At 53.0% G+C, this 23,440-nt stretch carries 17 protein-coding genes; 5 read left to right on the top strand and 12 right to left on the bottom strand.

Features of this window, described 5'->3' with window-relative positions:
• Positions 1–443: 443 nt before the first annotated feature.
• The 3 genes from CO251_RS02630 to CO251_RS02620 form a co-directional block, all read right to left on the bottom strand.
• Positions 444–3,572 carry an efflux RND transporter permease subunit gene (locus tag CO251_RS02630; protein WP_158246139.1) on the bottom strand — a complete coding sequence of 1,043 codons (3,129 nt, stop codon included), beginning with the start codon at positions 3,570–3,572 and terminating at the stop codon, positions 444–446.
• Between the two features lie 642 nt (positions 3,573–4,214).
• Positions 4,215–5,669 carry a YncE family protein gene (locus CO251_RS02625; RefSeq protein WP_158246138.1) on the bottom strand — a complete coding sequence of 485 codons (1,455 nt, stop codon included), beginning with the start codon at positions 5,667–5,669 and terminating at the stop codon, positions 4,215–4,217.
• Between the two features lie 483 nt (positions 5,670–6,152).
• A complete protein-coding gene (locus CO251_RS02620) occupies positions 6,153–6,605 on the bottom strand; it encodes a hypothetical protein (protein ID WP_103374258.1) in 453 nt (150 codons plus the stop codon).
• Between CO251_RS02620 and CO251_RS02615 the strand changes: the two genes are divergently transcribed.
• A complete protein-coding gene (locus CO251_RS02615) occupies positions 6,585–6,869 on the top strand; it encodes a hypothetical protein (protein WP_103374257.1) in 285 nt (94 codons plus the stop codon). The genes CO251_RS02620 and CO251_RS02615 overlap by 21 nt on opposite strands.
• On the opposite strand, the gene CO251_RS02610 is transcribed toward CO251_RS02615, so the two are convergent.
• A complete protein-coding gene (locus CO251_RS02610; protein ID WP_103374256.1) occupies positions 6,860–7,909 on the bottom strand; it encodes a hypothetical protein in 1,050 nt (349 codons plus the stop codon). The genes CO251_RS02615 and CO251_RS02610 overlap by 10 nt on opposite strands.
• Positions 7,910–8,095: 186 nt before the next feature.
• On the opposite strand from CO251_RS02610, the gene CO251_RS02605 reads away from it, so the two are divergent.
• Positions 8,096–10,204: a glycosyltransferase gene (locus CO251_RS02605; RefSeq protein ID WP_103374255.1), complete on the top strand. Its 2,109-nt coding sequence runs from the start codon at positions 8,096–8,098 to the stop codon at positions 10,202–10,204.
• On the opposite strand, the gene CO251_RS02600 is transcribed toward CO251_RS02605, so the two are convergent.
• The 8 genes from CO251_RS02600 to CO251_RS02565 form a co-directional block, all read right to left on the bottom strand.
• Positions 10,167–12,134 (bottom strand): glycosyltransferase, encoded by a 1,968-nt coding sequence (locus CO251_RS02600; protein ID WP_103374254.1) that lies wholly within the window; start codon positions 12,132–12,134, stop codon positions 10,167–10,169. The two genes, CO251_RS02605 and CO251_RS02600, sit on opposite strands and share 38 nt — an antisense overlap.
• Positions 12,135–12,140: 6 nt before the next feature.
• A complete protein-coding gene (locus CO251_RS02595; RefSeq protein WP_146038959.1) occupies positions 12,141–12,833 on the bottom strand; it encodes a hypothetical protein in 693 nt (230 codons plus the stop codon).
• Between the two features lie 368 nt (positions 12,834–13,201).
• Positions 13,202–13,840, bottom strand: a complete 639-nt coding sequence (locus CO251_RS02590; protein ID WP_103374252.1) for an ATP-binding cassette domain-containing protein — start codon at positions 13,838–13,840, stop codon at positions 13,202–13,204.
• Positions 13,821–14,639, bottom strand: a complete 819-nt coding sequence (locus CO251_RS02585; RefSeq protein ID WP_103374251.1) for a hypothetical protein — start codon at positions 14,637–14,639, stop codon at positions 13,821–13,823. Before CO251_RS02585 ends, CO251_RS02590 begins: the two co-directional genes overlap by 20 nt.
• Complete coding sequence (locus CO251_RS02580) at positions 14,629–15,177, bottom strand: RNA polymerase sigma factor (RefSeq protein WP_103374250.1); 549 nt, start codon at positions 15,175–15,177, stop codon at positions 14,629–14,631. The genes CO251_RS02585 and CO251_RS02580 overlap by 11 nt, the downstream gene beginning before the upstream one ends.
• 20 nt (positions 15,178–15,197) lie before the next feature.
• A complete protein-coding gene (locus CO251_RS02575) occupies positions 15,198–17,171 on the bottom strand; it encodes a hypothetical protein (RefSeq protein ID WP_146038958.1) in 1,974 nt (657 codons plus the stop codon).
• Entirely contained in the window at positions 17,168–17,878 is a 711-nt protein-coding gene (locus CO251_RS02570; RefSeq protein ID WP_103374248.1) for a hypothetical protein, read from the bottom strand. The genes CO251_RS02575 and CO251_RS02570 overlap by 4 nt, the downstream gene beginning before the upstream one ends.
• Positions 17,859–18,791: an ABC transporter ATP-binding protein gene (locus CO251_RS02565; RefSeq protein ID WP_103374247.1), complete on the bottom strand. Its 933-nt coding sequence runs from the start codon at positions 18,789–18,791 to the stop codon at positions 17,859–17,861. The genes CO251_RS02570 and CO251_RS02565 overlap by 20 nt, the downstream gene beginning before the upstream one ends.
• A gap of 415 nt (positions 18,792–19,206) precedes the next feature.
• Between CO251_RS02565 and CO251_RS02560 the strand changes: the two genes are divergently transcribed.
• The 3 genes from CO251_RS02560 to CO251_RS02550 are packed head-to-tail and all read left to right on the top strand — an operon-like array spanning position 19,207 to position 23,359.
• Positions 19,207–21,387 carry an efflux RND transporter periplasmic adaptor subunit gene (locus tag CO251_RS02560; RefSeq protein ID WP_103374246.1) on the top strand — a complete coding sequence of 727 codons (2,181 nt, stop codon included), beginning with the start codon at positions 19,207–19,209 and terminating at the stop codon, positions 21,385–21,387.
• Positions 21,384–22,142 (top strand): ABC transporter ATP-binding protein, encoded by a 759-nt coding sequence (locus tag CO251_RS02555; protein WP_103374245.1) that lies wholly within the window; start codon positions 21,384–21,386, stop codon positions 22,140–22,142. Before CO251_RS02560 ends, CO251_RS02555 begins: the two co-directional genes overlap by 4 nt.
• Positions 22,142–23,359, top strand: a complete 1,218-nt coding sequence (locus CO251_RS02550; RefSeq protein ID WP_103374244.1) for an ABC transporter permease — start codon at positions 22,142–22,144, stop codon at positions 23,357–23,359. Before CO251_RS02555 ends, CO251_RS02550 begins: the two co-directional genes overlap by 1 nt.
• Positions 23,360–23,440: the final 81 nt, after the last annotated feature.

The following is a 23,440-nucleotide window of genomic DNA, read 5'->3' as shown; positions in this document are numbered from 1 at the left end:
TTTCCTCATCAGAGGGATACCTCGCGGGGTTGGCAAGAGGGGATTCCCTAATTCGAGACGTCATAATCTAGGAACCCCATGCGGGTGTTGCTTATGGCAGACGAGGGGGAGCTCTCGAAGTTTAAGCGCGGGAGGTGCTGTCCCACGGCGAAAGCCCAATGGGCGATGTCAAAGCGTGCTTGGGGATGAGTGGACTGATACGTCCATGTCGTGGCCTTTCATCAGATAGATTGCGCTTTGCCGGAATCATTTTAAAGGGTCAAAATTCCACCAAGGGATACGCTTTGTTGATTCACAAGGGGGGTCATTACAAGGTAATTCAAGCCGCTGCCGACCCGAAAAGGCCTCGTCGTAGTCCGGTTCTAATGCTCCAAGCGTGTGAAGAAGCGGGTCAGGGTGAAAGAATGACCCCCGGGAAGAAGACTGTTCCCGGGGGTGAGGGACTACGCCAATCGTTCTACAGCGTGGTGTTGTTGGTCCTTTTTGCGGTGCAAAATGCGGTACATAATGGGCACGACAACCAACGTCAAAAGGGTTGAGGTCAAAAGTCCTCCAATCACGACGACGGCCAATGAAGCGGAGATAATGCTGCTGTCGTTAGCGCCAAGAGCAAGGGGCAATAAGGCTCCAATGGTGGCCAGCGCGGTCATTAAAATGGGTCTGAGCCGCGTCGAACCCGCTTGAACAATGGCGTCGTTTAAGGCCATGCCGTTGCGCCGGTGTTGTTGAATAAGATCGACCAAAACAATGGCATTGGTGACGACAATGCCAATGAGCATGAGAAAGCCGATGAGGGCGGGAATTCCCAAGGACTGGTGAGTGATAAATAGTCCCAGAAGGGCGCCAATGACGGCTAAGGGCAAGGAGAACAAAATCGCCAATGGCGCACGCCCCTCACCAAAAGCCAGCACCATTATGAGGTAGACCAGCACAATGGCCGTGACAATCGCTTCACCTAACTGGGAGAACGCTTGGGACTGCATTTGCGATACACCACCCATGACAATGCTCACATCGGACGGCAGATGCGCCGCTTGAATGGCTTGACGAATATCGCGAGTTACTTTCCCCACATTGGATGAGGTAATGACTCCTGAGACGGTTGCGGTAGGAATGTTGTTCGTCTCCGTAATGGTGGTTTGCACGTTCTGCATCGTGACAGCCGCCACTTTATCTAACGGGATGGTGGTCCCCGTTAGGGTCTCAATAGGTAGCTGCTGCAGACCGGCAAGCGAGGTGGCACTAGAAGATTTGAGTTGCAAATAGACGGGCGTGGGCGCAGATGAGGCGGAGTTCGCCGGAATATTGCCGACGTCTTGATTGTTGAGATAGGGCTCGAGCTGGCCGATAATATCCGTCGCATTTAATCCGTAGTGGCTCGCATTTTGGGCATTCACCGCGATTTCGACTTCCGGTTGGCTTGTGCTTAACTGATTCGTGACTTGCGTGACGCCTTGTTCTTGCATCAAATGAGCTACAGTTCGGCTGGCTTGGGCGAGGTGGACGGGATTGTTAGACTGAACCAACACTTGGGCTTGGTTGGTCGACGACCCACCTTGAAATGAACTGCCTGGGGTAACGGAAAACGTGGCCTGCGCGATATGCAAGGCATTTAAGCGGTTGGCTAAAGTGGTCGCAAGCGCTTGGGGATTGGCGGAGGAGGACAAACTAACATAGAAGCTAGCGGTATTGGTCTTAACCACGGGGTTAAAAGCACTCCCGCCTCCGCCGACCGTCGTCTGATACTGTGTGACGCCCGGGAGTTGGCGAATCACGTGTTCCACAGCGAGACTGTCTTGATTGGTCGCAGCTAAGGTCGTGCCGGCCGGCAGCTGCATTGTGGCATCCAAAGAGGGAGCTGCGGTGATGGGCAAGAACGATGTGCCGATGCTCGGCACTAATGCTAGACTGCCTAACAGCAACACCCCGGCTGTCCCTAACACCAGCCCTTGATGAGAGAGACTCCACTGTAATATTCGGCGATACGTGGCGGCCGGACGCCATTCGGAGCGGGTCTCAATATGCCCTTTGCGCAAGAAAAGATGAATCAAGATGGGGTTGACCATTAGCGCCACAAACCACGAGGCAATGAGCGAAAAGACCACCGTATAGGCGAACGGCCGAAAGAATTCCCCAACGATGCCACTGACCAATGCAATCGGGAAAAACACACCAATCGTGGTGAGCGTTGAAGCGGTAATAGCTGAGGCCACTTCTTTCGCACCGTGAACAATCGTGTCGGTCCCGCGTTTGCCAGTGGTTTGGATCCGGCGATATACACTTTCAAGCATCACAATACTATCATCCACCACACGTCCAACCGCTACCGCCATACCTCCAAGGGTCATCATGTTCAAGGTAATGCCCATGGCATTGAGAACAATCATGCTAATGAGGATGGACAAGGGAATGGCCACTACCGCGACCAAGGTCGAGCGTCCGTTGCCGAGAAAGAAGGCAATGACAATGACCGCAAGCACAGCTCCTAAAAGCGCTTCGCGTGCCATCCCATCGACTGATTGGGTCACACTAGTAGCTTGATTCTCAAGCACCTGGAAGTGCACGCCATGAGGCAATTGATTGTTCAAGGCCGCAATTTGTTTCATCACGCCGTTGGCAACCGTCACGGTGTTGGCATTAGCGGTTTCAATGACATTGAGCGTGACGCTTGGTCGTCCGTTAAGGCGGCTAATCGTATCGGCTGGGGATAGAGCTTCTGTGACCGTCGCGACTTGACCTAATGTGACGGGGGAGGCTTTGAGGCCAGCAACCGATGGGTGGCCTCCTGGAAATGCTTGGGACGAGGACGGGCTTGCTGTAGAGGACGTCAGTGGCAAAGTCTTTAATGTGTCAGCGCTATTGGCCATACTTTGGGCGACGACGGCGACACCTTTGCCAGCCACCGTGGTTTGCCCCAAGGGGAAGGATTTGAGGGCATCTTGAATGGCTGAGCTGACTTCTGACGCATTGATATGATGATCCGCCATGGCGGCCGGATTTAAGGATATTTGGATATCGCGGCTGGCTGCCCCATTGACGGTGACGGAGGAGACTCCTGGTACACTGGTGAGACTCGGCTGAATTAGGTGATTGGCCAAGTGACCTAGTTCAGCCAATGAGGCCCCGGACAAGGCGAGACGCACGATGGGGAGAGCACCAAAACTGACCGTGCTGATGGCCGGCGTTGTAGCTCCGGACGGAAGGGTCAGACCTTGTAGCGCCTCGGTGACCTCGTTGACCGTCTCTTGGGTCGATGCGCCGACATTAAATTCGGCCGTGACCACGGAATAGCCCTCGCTGGATGTGGAATTGACGGTATTAATATGGGCCAAGCCCACTAAGGCGTTAGCGACTGGCGTCGTGACCTGTGTGGCAACCGTTTGGGGCGGAGCCGATGGGTATTGCGTGACGATGTTGACAATGGGAGCGGAAATACTGGGAAAACTCTCCATGGGCATTTGCAGCAAGGACCAAATGCCACCGGCCAGGCCAATGAAAACGAGTATGACAATAAAGGTCACGTTGCGCAGTGCTGCACGAGTTAGGCGGTAAATAATAGAGCCCTCCTTCAATCTATCTCCTTTTAGGGAGTGTCTCAATGGAATGTGTCGACGTGGCGCCGTATGTGATGGGCATCTCCGTGGAACGAGATAAAAATCTCTTAGCATCACTAATCTTTTTTATGTTAAACGCAAGAGCTATGCCTCGCAAGAGACTTTAGGAAAAATTCAGGATGGGCAACCATAAGTGGGGAACGTCCGTGTTGTTGATATCCGAAATGGGTGTGTGTTGAGAAGGTCATGGAGCAGGCTAATCGATAAAAAGACCAGTGGGGTTAGAAGCCCCAAAATCTGCGGGCTTTATGCTTTCCTGCTAATTAACGGCTGGGCTCTAATTTTAATGCGGAACAGGGTAGAATGGGGCGATGCCCGATGACTTCGTTGCTCATCAGGTGTGTGAGCCATCATCCGTCCATCAGACTTCAAAAAAGCACGCCATAAGGAGCTATAGCAGGGCGCTTGCTGCTCGAGCAGCGTCCTCTCGACGTAAATATTTAGGTGCGGAAGACGCGATAAAACCCTTGCTCATGAAGAGCAAGGGTTGGGAAAAGGACATCGCGCATTCAGAGGGTTCGCCATTGGGCGGATTTTGGGGATTGGTTCTTGTAGTCCCGGTCTGTCATAGGGCGAGGAGGTCGGCATCCTCCGACGGCATTAACTTTCGGGGAAGTTCAGAGCCGCCTGTTGCTGCGCAACAGGCCAGGAATACCCGCCAATTTGCACCAGATAGTTCTCGACGGCCAATGTCGGCGCGTGCGCTTTTCGCAGGGCGGTAACTCCTTGGGCAATCGAAACCGTATTATTGGTCCATGTGGGGATGATTCCCAGTTTTTGATAGAGGGCCGCAAACTGCCCTTGTTGCACGGCAGAAACCTGGTGTTGTTGCCCCACGCCCGATCCATCCAAAATCGCCGAGAGATAACTCGAATCCGTGCCTTCGCCCGTGAATGAGGCCCCCGCCATTAACGCCGCGCGTTCTTCCACGTAGCCCATGTAGCTCCCGTTTTGAATGGCGCCTACCGGGTTGAACCCTAGATTGCCGATGGCTTGGCTACTCACGGGGCCTATCGTCACCGGTTCTGGCGTCAAGACGGGAGGAACCCAGTGCGCGGGCGGCGGCAGAATCATCGACACGGTGTTCGAGCCGGAATCCACAATATAGACTGTCCCGTTCGCTGAGTCCGCCGCGATCCCTGCCGGACTCGCGCCGGCACCGATCGTCTGGATTACCGTGTTGGTGGTGCCGTTAATCACCGAGACCGTATCGCTTCCATTGTTGGTCACATAGAGGTTGCCATTGAGAGGATTGACCGCAATCGCGCGGGGATGGGTGCCAACTGCAATCGTGGCGACGACGCTATTCGTCGCGCTATTAATGACGGAGACCGTGTTCGATTCCCAGTTGGCGATGTACACATCGCCGTTGGCGGGATCGACCGTCGCATAATTAGGCCTCGAGCCCACGGGGATACTTTGGACGACTTGATTGGTGCGGGTATTAATGACGTCCACCGCACTCGTCGACCAACAGGGCACATAGATGTCCCCGTTGGCGGGATCGAAGACGGGCGTAAAGGGCTGTCCCCCGACCGTGATGGTCTGAGACACCGTGTTGGTGGCGCCATCAATGACGGAGACTGTGCCCGGGGACCACTGGGAGACATAGATGTTGCCGGTATTCACGTCGACGGCTATCCCGCTGGGCGTATTCCCGACCGCAATGGTATCGGCCACTTGATTCGCCTCATTAATCACAGAGACCGTCCCCGAGTTGTTATTGGCCACATAAACGTTGCCATTGGTCGGATTGGTGCCGAGGTATGTGGGATCGGTGCCGACCGGGAGGGTGCTGACGACTTGATTCGTCGCGGCGTTAATCACCGACACAGTGTTGGAGTCTTGGTTGGTCACGTACACATCGCCATTGGCAGTATTCACCGCCACATCATACGGATCCGATCCGACGGCAATGCTCGGCAGTGTGGCGGCCTCGACCGACATGGCGGGACCCGCGATGAGACCACCGGCGAGTGTAGCGGTCAGTACAAACGTGCGGATCAGCAACCGCCGGGGCGGTGCTTTGGGGGATTTTGAATGGGTCAAAAACATCCCGAGATTAGCCTCCTTTTTTCTTTCACGGAGTAGAAGGTCGGCATCGTGGAGCATAGAATTTGAGGTCGCGATGCGGAAGGCTTCTTCGTGTTATTAAGAGGTCGATGCTGTGCTTGGAAATAATTCCCTCGCAACACCTAGTATAAAGGAGCTACCAATGACCGAACAATCCCAGCGTGCATTCTGATACTCTTTTTACAAATATGGAATCAAAAAACAGCCAGTATTCCATAAAGTGGGATTTGTGTTCAAATAGAGTGTTCTTCATGTTCCTTGAAAGGAAGGTGCGTGCGTCCCATGTACATTGCCAGTGAGGTGGTGGCAAGTCGCTGCGTATGACGTTGCGGAGCGGCTATACGTATGAATGGCCAATCTTATACTGGCTATTGGGATTCTTGTTGGTATACGAGTGATTGTGGACTCGGTTGAGTCGGAAGAGTCTCACTTGAGCGGGTGAATTAAACGGGGCCCGTGGGCCCCTCAATTTTGCACGGCGTGCACTCCAAGAACCCAGAGTACACAATACAAAACCATCGATGCAATGGTTACCATTAGCACGAGCTCTCGTTTATGCGCCTGATGTTGCCACAAGGTTAAACCCAAATACCAGGGAGGTAATTCGGCAATAAATCGCGGAATGCCTTCAAACATGTTATAGCTGTTGGCCAAAATGACGGTCAGACCCATGTACCAAGCAGCCGGCCACCAAATACGTTCCCGTAGCATCCACAAGGCCAAGAGCCCTGTTATGACGCTCAGGAAAATGGCCCAGATGGGTAGCGACCATCCGCCGGAGGCGGTGAGGGCGTTGACAGGATGTCTCATCCAGTGCAGTGTTTCGTAAAAGGGAAAGGCTGATTCACGCCCCCAGGCCGCCTGGATTTTCAGAAAGGCTACGGGAGTGCCAGCCACATGAGCATCAATGAGACCCACTACGACAAATCCAACGCCGAATCCAATGCCGCTGACAAACCAGGCCCGGAGTGGCTGACCTCATTGCCGGAATGGCGTCATATCCGTTTAATGCAGTCGTCCATTAATCATGGACCCCATCCGTGTGGATTCTTGTTACGTTATGTATCGGGGCGGCGCTTTGGTGTCTACATGCGTATAGCCCGCCGCCCCGATGTGGTGAATTCCACTGATGGATGTCAGCGAAAATTCTTGGAGACCCCCATGTTCACATGTTACGGGTGAACCGTAATGGAGGATACCGGGCTTTCCACTTCCAAGGCTTGCCGCTCGGCTGCTGTGGCGTTATCTGGCGCCGTCAGGGGTTTCGAATAGACGACGACGTGCCAAATCCCTGGGCTTGTGGCTGGAATGGTAAAGGTGTTGCTGGCAGTGTACACGCCACTGCTCTGCCAGGCTTGTCCGGGTGCTTGAAACCAGAATTGGTAAAGGGGATCGATGATGCCTGAACTTGCGGTAGCTGTCAAGGTGATGTTGTCGCCTACCGCGACTTGGTTAGGCATTTCCATGCCTACCCAGTTATTCGAAGACGTGGGCGTTGTCGTCTGAGTCGCGGAAGCATTCCCGACGTCGACGACTGCGGTATCGGATTTGGCTTCATAGATGGCTTCCTGATCAGCGGATTCGCCCGTGGGGGCGCTTTGGGACCGAGCATAGACCAGAACTGACAGGAACCCTGCGCGTGGTGGGGTAATGGTTTCGGTATTCTGGTTGCTGAAGGCTCCACTGGAATGCCATTGTCCGCCCTGCATGGCCCACCAAAATTGATAGACCGGGTGATGAAATCCGGTGGGGTTGGCTATGACCGTAAAGGCTTGCTGTGGGGTGCCTTGCGCAGGGGCGGTTAAGGTCACGGACTGGCCTGCGGCATTTTCGTAGCCGGCATTGTTGCCAATCGCCCGCACAACCCACGTCACCGAGATGGGGTGCGTCTGTCGGGTGAGGATAGCAGCATATTGGTCCGTTTGCGGCTGATGGTGCAAAATCGTTGTGCTGACCGACGATCCCGATGTCACGGTATTAATCGTTTGCCCTGTCGTGAGGTTAACAATCGATAGGGATTCACCAGTGGTCAGCGGCGACGGGGTTGCTGCCATTAAGGTGACACTTTGGCCAGTGCGGACTTGTGGGGTGGTCGCATATAAAGCCACCGGCACAGTCGTGGCGGCAACGGGTGTGGTAGCATCGGCCAAGGGGGCCTGAATGGCCGTGGACAATGCTAGCACGCCCAAAATGGCGGCGCTTGCACGCCATGGGGTTTGCATAAGGTCTTGATCCCTCGCTTTAATTTCAGATTTGCTCTTCCTAAATTCACCAAATATCTTACGACTTCCTGCATCCACTAGCAGGATAGCGAGAATATTGGCGGCATATGTGGTTGTTCTGCCAAGACGGCATCGAGTATACTCGGTAATGAAGCCATTTTCGACAAAAAAGGATGCCTCGCTCGGATGAAGAATATTATTATTTCCAGTCGCGAACTGACTGGCTACAACGTGTCGGGAGGCATTGGGGTCTATACAGATGCAGTGGCTCGACATCTCGTGCGTCATGGACACAAAGTCCAAGTCATCACGGCCGCAAAATTTCTGCCAGACAGTCCGGAAATTGCTCTACCGCCCGAACGTCCCTACCAGATTATTCCGATTCGGCCGGTAGAGGGATTTCGTACCGCCGCCCATGGACATGCCTATGCGGTTTATAGGCAGCTTAAAGCGATGGTAGACAAAGAGCCGATCGATATTGTCGAGTTTCCTGATTACCATGGTGAGGGTTATTACACCATTAAGGCCAAACGCTTGCTGGGTGAATTTGCCGAGACCACGTTGTTAGTGCATGGCCATATGACGTTGGAATTCTGCGATATACTCAATGAAGAAAATTTGTCTCTGCAGCGTCAAGCTATTTATAATATCGAACAATATTGCTTGCGCTATGCGGATGTTGTGACAGTTCCCTGTGAAGACTTGGGGCAGCAATATCAACAATTTGTCCCAAGGGACTATGAGCTGAAGCGCCATCCCGTCCCCGTATTTGACACGCCCCGACTCGAACCCATTTCTTCTTCGACCCCAAGGGTGTTGTACGTGGGGCGCTTGGAGCACCGAAAAGGCGTCGATTTGCTTATTCAAAGCGCACTGGCGGTGTTGGAGTCGGGCCGCCAAATGACTGTGCGTCTAATTGGCGGAGATACCACATGGCATGATCAATCTTACCGGGCTTATTTGATGGGAATGATCCCGCAAAAGTGGCAGGACCATTTCGAATTTGTTGGTCCGGTGTCCCGCGCACACCTTGTCACGGAGTACCAAACCGCCGACGTCGTCGTCTTTCCCAGCCGATTTGAAAATTGGCCCAATGTCTGTCTCGAAGCGATGTCTTTGGCCAAACCCATTATTGCCAGCCAATATGGGGGAATGCGGGAGATGTTGGCTCAAGGGGCCGGTCTGGTAATAGATCCGCTCGATATGAACGCCTTTAGTGAGGCCTTAATGTCACTTCTCGATGACCCCGCCCAGCGTCTAGCATTAGGTCAAAGAGCCCGCGACGCGTATGCTAGGTGGGCTGATGCACGCACGGTGGGTAACGTGGAAGACTTTATCCGCACCATGGGTCCCAAGGATGATGGTTCATCGTCTAACCAACCAGGTCCGCTGGTTAGCATCGTGGTGCCGTGCTACAATGCAGCCGCGACGATTACAGAGACGGTGGACAGTTTATTAGCGCAACAATATCCTCACTTTGAGATTATCTTGGTCGATGACGGGTCAACCGATGAAGAATTTGCCCAGATGTTGGATCAACTAGGTCAAGCTCACGACCAGGTCCGGGTATTTCATAAAGAAAATAGCGGACTGCCTGGGGCGCGCAATTATGGGGCCAAAAAGGCACAGGGACAGCTTTTGGCGTTTTGTGACGCCGATGATTTGTTGGATCCAGCCACCTTGCACCACAGTGTGCAGGCGTTGCAGAAAAATCCTGAGCTCACCGTGGTGTACCCTATCATTGAATATTTTGAAGGCGCTGCCGGCTATTGGGCACCCCAAGACCTTCACGCCCCCACGCTTTTAGCTCAGAATCAAGCCCACGCGGGCATCGTCATTCGCCGGAACCGGTTTTTTGCGCTCGGCGGCTATGATGAGGCGTTTAAATATGGGTGGGAAGACTGGGAGTTTCTCTTGCGATTGGCCAAAGCTGGGGACCGGGGCGAAGTGGTGCCGTATCCCCATTACCATTACCGAGTGCGTGCCGACTCGATGGTGCGGACCACGTCACAAATCCACCGGCGCAAAATCCAGCGCCAAATGTGGACTAAACATCAAGACGTGCTCGGGCCTGCAGCCTACTTCGTGTTGGAGAAAGAGGTGTTGCAATACCGGGACATGGGCGGGGGCAATGGGGCGCAAGAAAGTCACCGCGAATGGATTAGACGCATTACGCTCAATTCCAAGCCTGTGCGTTTGATCGTGTTTTTGTCTCGGGGCGTGCCGGGGTTCATTCGGCGTCCTGTTCGGCGATGGGCTAAGCGTGTGCTTCTTCGTCGCCTTGATCTGCAATAAAGTCGTGAGGCGGATTGAGCGGAGAATCAATGCGGTATTGTGGACCATTGGCATTGAATAAGCCTAGCAAGTCGTCGCTAAAGCGTGCATAAACAGCGGGAAAGTGACGACGGATCCGGTCATATAACACCATCAGCTTTTCGTCATGGCGGTTGGTCTTCGACCGCGACGTGCTGCGCACGCGGTAACGAAAGAGTGGTTCGGGAATGACCACGCCCTGATAGCCTGAGGCAATCAAATGGATTACGGACTCATAGTCTTCGAGTCCCTGATCCATTTCTTCGTGATTGAGACCCGCAGCAAGAAAAGCTGGACGGCGCACAACAATACCGCTGCTGTTAATGAGATTATGATAGAGCACATAAGGGGGCTCAGGATTCCATCCCGCCCAGATGCCGGTGGTATCACCGAAATATTCCACCCACGATCCGACAAAGTCAACATTAGCGTAGGTGGCTAGGATCTCCACGCACCGGGCGAAGTAGTCAGGGGTGACCATGTCATCCGCATCGAGAAAAGCCAGGATATCGCCGCTGGCCTGTTTCGCTCCCCGGTTTCGGGTGGTGACAATGCCGCCATGGGGGGCGTGAATGACCTGCACCGCGGGATACCGATGAGCCAGCTCATAGAGCGCCGCAATACTGCCTGGGTCGGTGCTACCGTCATCCATGATGATCACTTGGTCGGGGATGCGTCGGGACTGAAACACACTGTCAATGGCATCGAAGATGAACGGGCCCGCGTTGTAATAGGGAATGACAACGGATAAAGTTCCCGTTAAGCGAGTGATAGCGTCCGTGGGTACGGTGGCCACGGGATGAACAAAAGGGAAGATATCGGTCGAATCATCTGAATCGCGCGCGGGCTCAAGAACAATAGGATGCGGTGTGGTGGGCGAATATCGGTCTGAATTCTTGGCGCATTGTGCGGCAATGGCATCAGCCATAACCGCCGCAATGGGCATCGTGAGCTGTTCGGGAGGTAAAAGCTCTTGTGTGCGTTCTGATGTCAACGCCAACACGGGAATGTTGTGACGAACAAGTGTCGCCAAGCCCCAAGATAACGTGGGGGCCGTGACCCCGTGAAGGACAAGCGCATTGTGCATCTGATGGACCTGAACCGGGGTCGCGGTGGATAAAAAGCGCACGTGGCCGCGTTCCACGTCCTTCGAAAATCGCTCGGTGAGGTATTCCTGGTACGGCCTTTGCGTCATGGTGTAAAGGCGGTCAGGTCCATAAATTTCCAGGGGTAAGGAAAACCCTTGAGCCCATAAGAGGGACAGCGCTTCAAGCCACAGGGCTATGTGGGTGAGTGGTGCAACAGGCCCCAGCATCACGAGCCGCTCAGGAGGGAAAAACGTCGGAACGTTCTCGCCATTCATGGCGGGAAGCGGCGTAACATGGGCAGGAGAGCCTAAAGCGTTTATCATAGCTAGGGAGTTCGTTTGGATTGACTGCGAGGCCTTTATGACCCATTGCTCCATTTGTTGAGCCCAAAAATAATCCAGACGGTAGCGTGGCCAGGTGTTATCATACGCTGTTAAAATGAGAGGCTCTACCGGGATCGTAACAAACCTTAGGGATTTGGTCAGACGATGCAAGGTCCAATAATGCTGGAGAACGATTGCACCCAGACCCCAATCTGTAATGGTATGAATTTCGTCGGGAATTTCACCGCGCTCTGCCGCGTTGAGCACATAGGTCGCGACGTGCCAAGCTCTGCGTGACGAACTTGCCAAAAAAGTGAGGGGATTATCTACTAAGGGAATGACTTCAATCGGCAACGTTTCCGGCAATACGTCTGCATACAGCGTAAGAACACGCACGACATGGCCTTGGCGAGCTTGATAGTGCGCCCAATCGTAACTAAAGCGCCCGACTTCATCCCACAGGTGTAGGGAGTAACGGGGCGTAATCATCCAAATTTCCATGGCCGTCTACCCCTCTCTGCGCAGTGTAGCCATAAGACGCCAATAACGATGCAGCCATTTCCAAAAAGGTGATTGGTGAATAGACTCGAGATCCTGCTCTAAAGCCGCAATGATGGCGTTTCGGGCGGATAACGTTTGGCGTAATTGCTGAATTTCCTCTTCGTGTTGGGTTGCTTTTGTCTTGAGTGCGGCATAATCGGCGGTTAGGGTTTGGTATTGGTCGGTCAGATGGGCTATTTTAGCCGCCATGCTGCTTTGTTCTTCATGCCAGGCGGAAAGCAAATGCTCCTTTTCATTCAGCAGAGCGCGGTGTTGGGTCTTTAAGGTCGTGCGTTCTTTAAAGAGAATATCCATTTCACGAAGTGCTGCTGCATGCGTCGGAATAGGGCCTAAGATGGCCGCGTATTCAGTCAGGTGCGTTAAGGAACCCCACCCACAAATATACCCAATCGGTATCTCCTTTGCCGACGCGCAGTGTCCAAGGTCTGACGGGTCGGTTAAGACAGTCAACTCCAACATGGGATGCCAGACGACACGGATGAGGATATCACAGGGTACCGCCGTGGACGAGATGGCAAAATGCACCACGGATCTGTGTGCCGGAATAGACGCTAAAGGCTCTGGATGCACGCTAATAATGGCGTCCCAAACCTGTGATAAGTGGGTGGAAACTACGGCTTCAGGATGTTGTTGAAGCATCTCCTCGTCTGCAAGAAGGCCAATATGTCGTTCGGAAAACGCGTTGTGAAGAGTTAGATATAGCCATTCCCCTAAGGAAGGCATGCTGTGGGGAAATATTCCGAAATCATCCTGTCTTTCCATGGTGCTCCAATTATCATATAGCCAGTTGCGGGGGTCAAGGGGCGCTTGCGGTCTTGCGTGCGTTCAGTGGACAGAACCTCTTTCAGATTCCCAGTAATGATGATAGCAAGACAAGAATGTCCGGGTGCCACAAGGCGCCTGTGCCGTTCGTTTCCGCTTTCACCCCAAATGATCTGGTCGATGATTAAGCCATGAGAGGCACAAAAACTTCATTCTTGCCACGCCCATGGCTATCAACACGTGGTTCATCGATAGACCCAGCAAATCTCATGAGGGGTGATAATGCCATGGCAATGCCATGGGGGCAAGTCGTCGGGCCAAGAGTCATCAGACACGACCACTGATCTTGTGGGGGGCATGCGCATGATACGGTCAATTAATAGAACGCGGCTTCGTGCGTCCAGACCAGTCCACGGCTCCTCTAAGATCCATATGTCAGGGGACATTAGAGTGCTCCCGGCGAGCAGCAATCGCTGTTGCTCCCCAAAGGACAGCGTGCCGAGATGCTGTGTAGCCACACTCTCGAGCTCCCATGCAGCTATCGCGTTATGAGCGGCTGTCCAGGGGTTATCGAGTTCCCACAGTGCAGCCCAATAAGTCAGGGTACGATCTACGCGCAGCTTTGCAGGCAATGTATCCAACCGTGGCTTAAATCCAATACGCCGTTTGTAATGTGTTTGGGCATACGGTGTAAGCGTCTGCCACGTCTGACCATTGACTTGTAAGGTGCCATGAACAGGAATGCGAGAAAGAGACCACCACGCGAGCAGTGTGGCTAACCCTTGAGGATGCGATCCGGAAAGCCAAGTGGTGCCTGCTCTGAGGTCGCAAGATATACAGCGCGTGATGCCTTCCCCTTGGGCGTTAATTAGTGTGATTTCCATTAGTTCTTCCCGAAACGCCCATGATGATAATCGCTAAGACTGCCGCGGCCCACTGGGCTTGGCGCATCATTTCGGGACCCGTTGCTGTGGCATACCACAGAGCATCCTCCCAACCATGGGGGATGATGGGTAATCTATAAAGGCCAAAGATCAGCGGCAGTCCCCATATTACCCCGTTAATCGCCAAACCCCATCCAATTCCCCAGCGCAGGGCTATACGTAGCATTAACGCGGACGCCAGGAGATAAGGCCCAATCCATATTGCCATTAGGGCCATCTTGCCGACTCCATGAGAAGGCACAAGCCACATGAGGGTAAAGGCGATTATTAATACTGCACTGGATAATACAGCCCACTGCAACAATATACGGCGACGGACATCCATGGGCGCGGCCATTTCAATGCGCCGCCAAGTCGCAGTACTCCATCTTGTGATCACAACACTAGACGCCATGCCGATCCACGGAGCGATAAGACCTACTAGCACGAGGTGGGCGTGGGACAACGTGTTGGTGCTCACCCAGCTGTTCAAGGAAAAAGCGACGATCACGGTACAACCAATAGCCATGAGGACTTTCCATGGATACAAGGCATAGGACGCCCTTAGAATATTCCAGTATTGCACCCACCATGATGGGCCGGTAAGTTCGCGACGTATTCGCATTAAGGTCTGAGAACTGAGATCAGGCGGATCATCCCGCCCGGTATTTAAGACCTGCCAGAGCCTGGCAAAGACGTCCTGATCATCATCAGCCCATTCGTTATGCCATTGTTTATAGTCTTTTTGTTTATCGGACATGACGATCCACTCCTTCTTCCCATGAGACCAGCGTGCTGTGCATAAAACGATAGGCCCGGGCAAGTCGTGACTTAACAGTGCCTAAAGGGATATGCAACACCTCACTAATATCGGCCAGCGCCAGATCCTGATAGAAATGTAGAATAACAATCTTCCGTAGACTAAGAGGAAGTCGGGCTAATAGCTGCTCAAGCAAAATACGATCATCAATATGCGTATCAACGGTTTCATGGACAAATAATGTGTGCTCAAGCTGTTCGTCTGAGTGTCTTTGAGAGCTACGCCAATAATCTGTGACATTATTTAAAGCGATTTGCCGTATCCACGTGCTAAATCGCCGTGGCTGATGTCCATGCTCGAGCGCCTTCCAGGCTTTTACAAACGTCTCTTGCACGAGGTCTTCCACCATCTCGGCAGGACTTCCTGCCATCCGGATTAGGTGGGCGAGGGGTGCAGCATACCGATCAAAGAGGGGGCCCATGGATTGCCGATGTCCTTGGGTCACTTGTCGGCAGAGTTCTTCATCCGTGAGCGACACGATTCGTCCTCCTACCTTATTTATCCTTTTTCAGGATATCGCACTTGCGCCTGTTCCAGGACGTGATTTATCTGTATTCGGGTCAAGGGTGCCCGCTTCAGTAAATGGCGGAACTGCACAGCACTCCAGTGAAATCCAGCCGGAGAGAGTTTCCCGACTTGCTCAATTAAGGGGCCAAGCCGGTAGTTGCCCGCGAGTACATAGCGTGCTAGCATGGCGGACACTAAATGATGAGTTACAGAGTTATCTTGTATCCCACCACGGCCTTCTGTGAGCCACAGATTGAGCAGGTGACGAGGCAATCCACTGGCCGTTTGAAGTATGGGTTGATTTATGGTGTTATCGCTCAGTGCCGTGCCGATGCCGGGGTAAGCGGGGTAGCTTAAATCACTGTTGACAGAGGGCCATGGGGCCCGCGATAGGGAGACAAAGGGTGGTTCCCATTCCATTGCTCCGTTCCATACCAGTGACCCAAAATACGGGGGACCCAGATTCCGCATCAATCGGTTAAGCGCGGTACTCCTATGCAATACATGGTGGATTAGGGCAGTTTGATCGCTGCTGGCATAGATGACAGGTCCTTTATAAGGGATACGGGTTAAATGACCCAGAACCAGCTCCATGCTTGGTCCGTTTCCTTTCACTGAATCCGATTTGTTTACAAAACCATAGCCACTGACTACGACGAGATCGCGTGGGGCGTGAATGTCCACCTGCCACGCCTGACGCTTGGGGTTGGCGGTTAAGGGGTACCAAGTCGCGGCGGGTAATATGGCTCCTTGGGTAGATGAAAAGGCGGTAATGGTATTAGGATACTCGCCTAATAATAGGAAGCGTCCGGCCCAAACGACGGTCAGCCTAAGGGTCTGACCTTGATGCAGGGGATGATCGATCCAAATCCAACCCCGCTGATGGGCCATGTGCCATATCACGGGATGTTGATTGACGGTTATTCGTGTGATATGCAATTCCGGGTTTAAAAATAGAGGAAGCCGGGGCACCGGACGTTGGCTTGTGACATGGAACACCCCGTGGCCTTTGAGCCACGTGCCGTGTCCTATGTCTAGCGAAAGATGCGATGCCGTAATCGCCACAGGCCCTTTAGGGCCCTGATGTGCCCATGAAATAACCTGATTTTGTGTAATGCCTTGCGTTTGATGCCACAAGCTTTTAGCCAGCGGAAAAGACAGTGCGAGCATCGTGAAAACCCCGAGTCCCGCCAAGGTTTCGCTCCAACGGGTGCGACTTATTCCAGCCCATGCCACGATCCACCAAGCGAGGGTTAAGAGAACGACCCATCCCACAAGGAGCGATAGATCTCTTGCAAACGGACCAAATCCCCATACCGGAGATAAGGTGTCTGTCAGCCAGCTGAATGGGGTCCATTGGTATAGAGCAACCCATCCGCTGAACCATCCTGTAAGAAAGCCGGCCTGCACCGCTACGACTGTAGCGAGGCCTACAATAAGCAAAATGAGCAAGGCAATCACGCTTTTCCAGATACTAAAGAGCCATTGCCCCCAAAGGTACCCAAAAGAGAGCATGAACAGCGTATTGACGAACAAAATGCCTATACCATCGCGTGCGGTATAAAGGAGCCATGCGCTGTTTGACCAAAATCCGGTGGGGACCTGCCACAAGCTACATAAAAATGTAACCAGTGCACTCATGAGGCTTATGGCCAGCACGGTTAACGCTTGGCCTGTGGTTCGGATGCCGGGATAAACAGGCCAGGACCGACTAATCCGAAGGGGGTGATTGCCATGTTCGCTTTCTGAGAGTCTGGTACCCAACACCACATAAAGTAGCGGAGCAACGGGAATCACAGCCAGGTTGAGACATATGGTCAACGGGGCCATGCCGTGTCCTCCTAGAAATACGACATAGGTAAGAGGCCAGATTCCGGCAGCGGCTAGCCATAGCCACCAGGACCTGCTACGCCAGTGATAGCGCCAAAGGACCAACATTTCGGCCCTCATTTGTCTAGATATCATTGATAGGTCCCCCTTCGGCGGTGCCACTCAAAGCCCACGACAGCAAGCGCCGCGCTACCTACCGCTACTATCGCAACGCCCAGCCGATTGGCAATCAGCGGCCTCGACCACGGTTGATTGTGAGCGGCAAACAACACGACTTCGTCGCCGCGGGGATGGGCAAAGGGGAGATGACGGATACCCAAGCCGAGAATTGTGAGGACCACCAAAACACCTAATCCCACCCACAAATCGGTCGTCCATTCCACCGATGCCAACATGGAAAAGGTGATCAGCAAGACGTCTGGCATTACTAACAAGGTATCTCGGGCTACCGACAATGAAAGCCCAATGAGCTTTGCGCTGATCTCTACAAGTAACAGCCAACTCACCGAAAAAAATAAACAGGTTCCCGAGCGCAATAGAAACAGTCTCAGGCTTGTTATCGGATACGTTATGTAAAGAACCCGGCGTGTTCCTAGGATATCTGATTCCATAACCAGCACGGGCAGAGCAGCCAATAGGGGAATGGCGATGCCTAGTAAGTGAGCGAAATACCATCCTGATGTCATCATCCAATCTCCTTGGGAATCTAACGCGCTCGGATAGGGCACTGCCAACGTACCATGCAACGCTAATGGTCCCAAGGACAAAAGGAACACGATCCCAGTGACGATCGTTAAAGCAGCCTTGGGCAGGCGTGCCCATTCACTCTGCAATTGCCGCATGCCTGTTCCTCCGTTCGGGAAAGTGGACTAACGCCAGATAACCGTCTTCGAGGTGAGGAGAAACCAAGGTACCTTCTTCATCCGGAGTTTGGGTTAAATACCGGATTGTAACCGTCTGCGAGGTGGAGGTAATGCGCACGACCACACGCTCCATAGGTTGTGCGGGGCGAGAACGCGCCATCCAATCATCAGCTACTTGATGCCAATCGAATAAGGCGAAGTCTCGTTGATACACCAAACCATCAGCTTTATGGATAATGGCTGGAATGGAACCTTGTGCCAACAATTGTCCATGATCCAAAATCCCTACGGTGTCAGCAAGTCCTTCGATATCCGATACAATATGGGTCGATAAGATAATGGTCGTGGTAGACGCCCATTGTTGCAACAGGTTTTTGAGTTGCACGCGTTCATTAGGGTCTAAGCCGGCAGTGGGCTCATCTAAAATTAGTAGCGATGGGGTATTCAATAGCGCCTGGGCGATCATCACGCGTTGTTTGATTCCGCCTGAGACGTTGGCAATCCGAGTATGAAGCCATGCATCTAATCCCATCCAGGCACTCACCTGCTGAATAGCTTGTTGTGTTTGAGTGACGCCTTTCATCACAGCGGAATAGTCGAGGAATTCTTGGAGCGTGAGATGCTCCAACAAACCGTACTGTTGCGGTACATAGCCCAACATGCGGCGGATTTGGCGGTCATCACCAGGTCGTTGCCACTGATCCACGCATATTTCTCCGCTAGTGGGGCGTACCACGGTGGCCATTAATTTCAGTAAGGTTGACTTTCCTGCCCCGTTGGCGCCTAACAATCCAAAGATGCCCCCACCAAGACAAAGATTGATCTGTTCGAGGATGCGCTTTTGTCGAGCATGGTAAGATAAATGAGTTATTAACAATTCCGGTGGCGCCATAAAAACGATCCCCCCTTTTCCATCTATAAATACAGACGTATTTTAGGGCAGGCTTGGATCACGCCCACATAAACCTAGAGATCAGGAATTCGAAGTGCAGCGGTTGGGGGCACGCGTTGTGGGTAATGATGAAAGAGGTCTTAGGTCTTTTAGCATTTAGAGTACCGTTGCAAGCCGGTTCAATCACCGGGAGGGCGGTCGTTTCATAATAATCCTCAAATAATTCGATTCGGTAACAATTTGGTAACAATCTCCGATGCATAATAAGCTACCACCATAGGCACTTCGTTCTTGAGCACTTTGTGTCTTGGCTTCGGTTTCACATGCCAACGCTTAGAAAGAGAAAAAAAGGACCCTATGCGTCCTTGGCGGGCCTATCGTGTAAAGACGGCAAGATAAAGGAGAATAAAGGACCATGTCTGTTGGAGTCCCGCCCTCACAACCGTTAGGGCTCATCAGGCCGCGCAAACGGAGCTGGTGGTATCTTGTAGGAGGTGCCGCCGTACTGGCCGTCGGCGCAGGCGTGTATGTCAAGGCTTTTCATCACCCGGCTGCCATTATTCCTGCTAGTGATTATGCCACGGTGCGCTATGGCAACGTGGTGCAAACGATTTCTGCAGCCGGAACCATTCAGCCGCTGCAGTCCATTAGTTTGAATTTTACGGGCGCCAGCGGCATTCTCGCGACGGTCAAGGCGTCAGTGGGCGAACATGTCAGTGCAGGCCAAGTGCTCGCCACACTCAACGATGCCACCGACATACCGGCCGTGGAATCAGCACAAGCCGCGGTTGCAGCTGCTCAAGCGACTTTGCAGCAAGATGAGGCGGGGCCTACGCCCCAAGCCGTAGCGGTTGCTCAAGCGGCCGTGCAGAAAGCGCAAGTGGCATTGGCCGGTGCAGAAAAAACATATCAGGATCAAGAGGCCATTGATAACAACCGCGCCTCTCAGCAACAGGCGATTTTAAACGCGGGGACCGCGGTTCAGCAAGCGCAAGGGGTGGTGGCGGCTGATCAAGCTGCGGTCAATGCGGCCCAGATTAAGCTCGAGCAGGCTCAAGCGCAAGCGAGTGCGAATGGGTCCAACTTACCGGCCACCATTACGGCCGCCCAAGCAGCTCTTGCGTCAGCGCAAGCGCAAGCTTCAGCCGCGGCCAATGCGTTGTCCATTGACCAAAGCACCCTCGCGACCGATCAAAGTACATTAAGCCAAGACCAGTCGTTATATGGTACGTTGGCATCGCAATATCCAGCCGATGAGGAGACGTATCAATCTGATCTTCTCGCCTCTGCAAGCACATCCAGTACCGTGACCGCCGCAGATCTGGCGTCTGCCGCGCAATTAGCCAGTGCCGCGCAATCAGCGTATAACACGATTCAAAGCGCGGAAGCCGCAGTGCAGTCTGCTACTAAAGAAGTGCAAAATGACGAAGCCTCGGTACAAAGCACGAATGCCGCGGTAGCCAATGCCCAGGCGCAGTTGACGAGCGACGAACAGGAGCAAACGAGTGATCAAGCGAACAATCCTTTGACAGTGAGTGCGGCCCAAGTGGCTTTGCAACAGGCGCAAACGGCGCTGGCCAATGCTCAAACCTCCTATCAAGCCTCAGAAGCGGCTTTGCAAGCGACCGAGAATGTTGAGAATAACACCACGACACAAAAACAAGTCTTAGATGCCGATCTCAACAACATTGCGGCGGCTAAAAATGGGGTGACGTCGGCTGAGGCATCATTGGCGCAAACGGAAGCCCCTGCAACCCCTGCTCAAATTGCGTCGGCGAAAGCGTCTTTGATGTCAGCGGAAGCCCAGCTGGCATCGGCTAAAGTTGCGGAGAACGACACCATCTTAACTGCTCCCGTCAGTGGCGTCATCGTGGAATCCAACTATTTACCCGGCGATACATTAAGCGCCGCAACGCCGGTGTTCGTGCTCGATGACAGCCTGAAATCTGATCTGCAAGATAATGTGCAAGTGAGTGAAGCAGATATTGCTCAGGTCAAGCCCGGTGAGAAGGTCACGGTGAGTGCGGCATCTTATCCCAACAAGACATTTTCTGGAACGGTTTTGGAAGTAGAGCCGACACCAACGGTTGTTAACAACGTGACCGAATATACGGTGCTCACGTCGGTTAACAACAGTTCGGGCGATTTGTTACCCGGCATGACCACCAGCGTGTCTATTCAAACTGCCAGCGCACACCATGTGCTCACAATTCCTGCTGTGGCGCTGCAAACGGTCGGGACCCAAGAAGGGGTGTATATACATCCGAGTTTCAGCGGGGCAAAGTTTAAAATTCCCAAGAAGTTTGCGGCTGCGCACAAGAAGTTTTCCGGAAAGTTTGCCCAAGCTGCAGCAAAAGTCCGGTCCGGGGTCATCTTTGTGCCGGTGACGGTGGGACTGTTTGGATCAACGAATGTTGAAGTGCTGCATGGGGTTTATGCCGGAGAAAAAATCTTGCTGGTCGATCCCGCGTCGTTAAATTTGACGGTCAGTAAAGGATTCCACTTTGGTGGGCGTCCGGGCGCATTTGGTGGTCACGGAGGCTTTGGTGGACATGGTGGAGGAGCCGGTGCCGGCGGCGGAGGCGCGGCGTCATGAGTGCCCAAGCGATCTCGCCGGCTCGGCCGATTGTAATGATGGAGCATATTCAAAAAACTTATTGGATGGGACAACAGGCGTTTCCCGCCTTGCGGGATGTGTCCTTGTCGGTCGCATCGGGAGAATATGTAGCGATTATAGGACCATCAGGTTCGGGCAAGTCAACGACGATGCATATTATGGGCTGTCTGGATACTCCCAGTGCGGGCGTCTATCAGCTAGATGGTTATGATGTTTCGACGTTATCCGATGACGACTTGGCCTTATTGCGCAATCAAAAAATTGGCTTTGTGTTTCAGAGCTTCAATTTGTTAAGCCGCACCTCGGCGATTGAAAACGTGGAACTACCGATGTTGTACGCGGGCGTGCCGAAGAAAGTGCGTCATGAAAGAGCTCAGGAGGCCTTGGCCCAGGTAGGCTTAGCCAACCGCATGCACCATAAACCCAATGAGCTCTCCGGGGGCCAGCAACAACGCGTCGCGATTGCGCGGGCTTTGGTGACGAATCCCGCCTTGATTCTTGCGGATGAACCCACAGGGGCATTGGACAGTCACTCGACCGATGAAATTTTGGGGTTGTTTCAAGCGCTGCATGATCAAGGTCATGCGATAGTCATGGTGACCCATGAAACAGACGTGGCTCAACATGCCCACCGCATTATTAGCTTTCGTGATGGATTGGTGCAGTCGGATGAGCCGAATCCGCATCCCCTGCGTCACCAGACCCCGTTACCGGATGAAGGGGAGGGACACTAATGCCCGCACTGGAGATCTTACGAATCGCATTGCGCAGCATTCGGGCCAACAAAATGCGGTCGCTGCTGACGATGCTGGGCATTATCATTGGCGTCTCCGCTGTGATCTTATTGACTGCGGTTGGACGAGGAGCTACTGATATGGTGACCAATAAAGTGGAATCGTTGGGCACCAATTTGATTCAAATCATGTCCTCGTCAACGAGTGTAGGGGGGATTAACAAGGGCCAGGGCAGTGCGCCGACTTTAACCATGGCGGATGTGCAAGCAATTGCGCAACAAGATACGGCAGTCAAAGCCGTAGCCCCGTTACTGAGCACCCAGGGGCAAGTGGTTTGGCGCGCCAACAACTACTCGACCTCGATTCAAGGGACAACAGCGAACTATCCTCAAATTGAGAACATGCCCTTAGGCAGTGGGCGTAATTTCACCAATCAAGAAGTCCAAGACAATGCGACCGTTGCCATTATTGGCACGACGGTTGAAAGCGATCTCTTCCCTTCGGGAATGAATCCCATAGGACAAACCATTGACGTCAATGGCATTCCCTTCCGCGTAATCGGCGTGTTGAAGTCCGAAGGGACCAATGGCTTTATTAATCAAGATGACCGGATTGTCATTCCGATTACTACGGATATGAACTTACTCGATGGGACTACTTATCTGACAGGGATTTATGCCGCAGCCAAATCCCCTGCGGACATGGCTATGGCCGAAGCCGAAATTACCTCGACGTTACGGGTAGCCAATCAGATTCTGCCCGGGCAAGCAAACAACTTTACGCTGTTAACGTCTGCGACGTTTCTTAGCACATTGACTTCGATTACCGGAATTCTTACCGATTTATTAGCTGGAGTGGCCGGAATTTCGTTGGTCGTTGGCGGTATTGGTATCATGAATATCATGCTTGTGTCGGTGACAGAGCGCACTCGGGAGATTGGGATTCGCAAAGCCATTGGGGCCTCCAAAGGCGTTATCTTAGCCCAGTTTGTCGTGGAAGCCGTGCTTGTGAGCATCATTGGCGGTCTGATTGGAGTCGCCATTGGGGTCTTGGGCGCGGTCATTGGAGGCTCTGTCTTCCATTTATCAGGATTAGTGGGGATGAATGCTGTGGGGCTCGCCTTTGGATTTGCCGCGTTGGTGGGCATTGTTTTTGGTGTCTATCCCGCACGGAAAGCGGCCAACTTGAACCCTATCGATGCCTTGCGGTTTGAATGATGCCCCTGGCAAGTTGTTTGCCCGCAGATTGAGAGAGGCAAGATGCTGGCGATTGATGGGATAGCGGTTTGTGAAAACCGC

This window comes from Sulfobacillus sp. hq2, from assembly GCF_002903155.1.
In the GTDB taxonomy this organism is placed as follows: domain Bacteria; phylum Bacillota; class Sulfobacillia; order Sulfobacillales; family Sulfobacillaceae; genus Sulfobacillus; species Sulfobacillus thermotolerans.
This window is presented reverse-complemented; position numbering and strand designations above follow the sequence as displayed.

What these genes read in the sequence shown, in the direction of transcription:
- CO251_RS02625 (WP_158246138.1), bottom strand. Translation starts at nt 5,669, where the DNA reads ATGTTTTTGACCCATTCAAAATCCCCCAAAGCACCGCCCCGGCGGTTG.
- CO251_RS02615 (WP_103374257.1), top strand. Translation starts at nt 6,585, where the DNA reads ATGAGCATCAATGAGACCCACTACGACAAATCCAACGCCGAATCCAAT.
- CO251_RS02610 (WP_103374256.1), bottom strand. Translation starts at nt 7,909, where the DNA reads ATGCAAACCCCATGGCGTGCAAGCGCCGCCATTTTGGGCGTGCTAGCA.
- CO251_RS02605 (WP_103374255.1), top strand. Translation starts at nt 8,096, where the DNA reads ATGAAGAATATTATTATTTCCAGTCGCGAACTGACTGGCTACAACGTG.
- CO251_RS02600 (WP_103374254.1), bottom strand. Translation starts at nt 12,134, where the DNA reads ATGGAAATTTGGATGATTACGCCCCGTTACTCCCTACACCTGTGGGAT.
- CO251_RS02595 (WP_146038959.1), bottom strand. Translation starts at nt 12,833, where the DNA reads ATGCTTCAACAACATCCTGAAGCCGTAGTTTCCACCCACTTATCACAG.
- CO251_RS02590 (WP_103374252.1), bottom strand. Translation starts at nt 13,840, where the DNA reads ATGGAAATCACACTAATTAACGCCCAAGGGGAAGGCATCACGCGCTGT.
- CO251_RS02585 (WP_103374251.1), bottom strand. Translation starts at nt 14,639, where the DNA reads ATGTCCGATAAACAAAAAGACTATAAACAATGGCATAACGAATGGGCT.
- CO251_RS02575 (WP_146038958.1), bottom strand. Translation starts at nt 17,171, where the DNA reads ATGATATCTAGACAAATGAGGGCCGAAATGTTGGTCCTTTGGCGCTAT.
- CO251_RS02570 (WP_103374248.1), bottom strand. Translation starts at nt 17,878, where the DNA reads ATGCGGCAATTGCAGAGTGAATGGGCACGCCTGCCCAAGGCTGCTTTA.
- CO251_RS02565 (WP_103374247.1), bottom strand. Translation starts at nt 18,791, where the DNA reads ATGGCGCCACCGGAATTGTTAATAACTCATTTATCTTACCATGCTCGA.
- CO251_RS02560 (WP_103374246.1), top strand. Translation starts at nt 19,207, where the DNA reads ATGTCTGTTGGAGTCCCGCCCTCACAACCGTTAGGGCTCATCAGGCCG.
- CO251_RS02555 (WP_103374245.1), top strand. Translation starts at nt 21,384, where the DNA reads ATGAGTGCCCAAGCGATCTCGCCGGCTCGGCCGATTGTAATGATGGAG.
- CO251_RS02550 (WP_103374244.1), top strand. Translation starts at nt 22,142, where the DNA reads ATGCCCGCACTGGAGATCTTACGAATCGCATTGCGCAGCATTCGGGCC.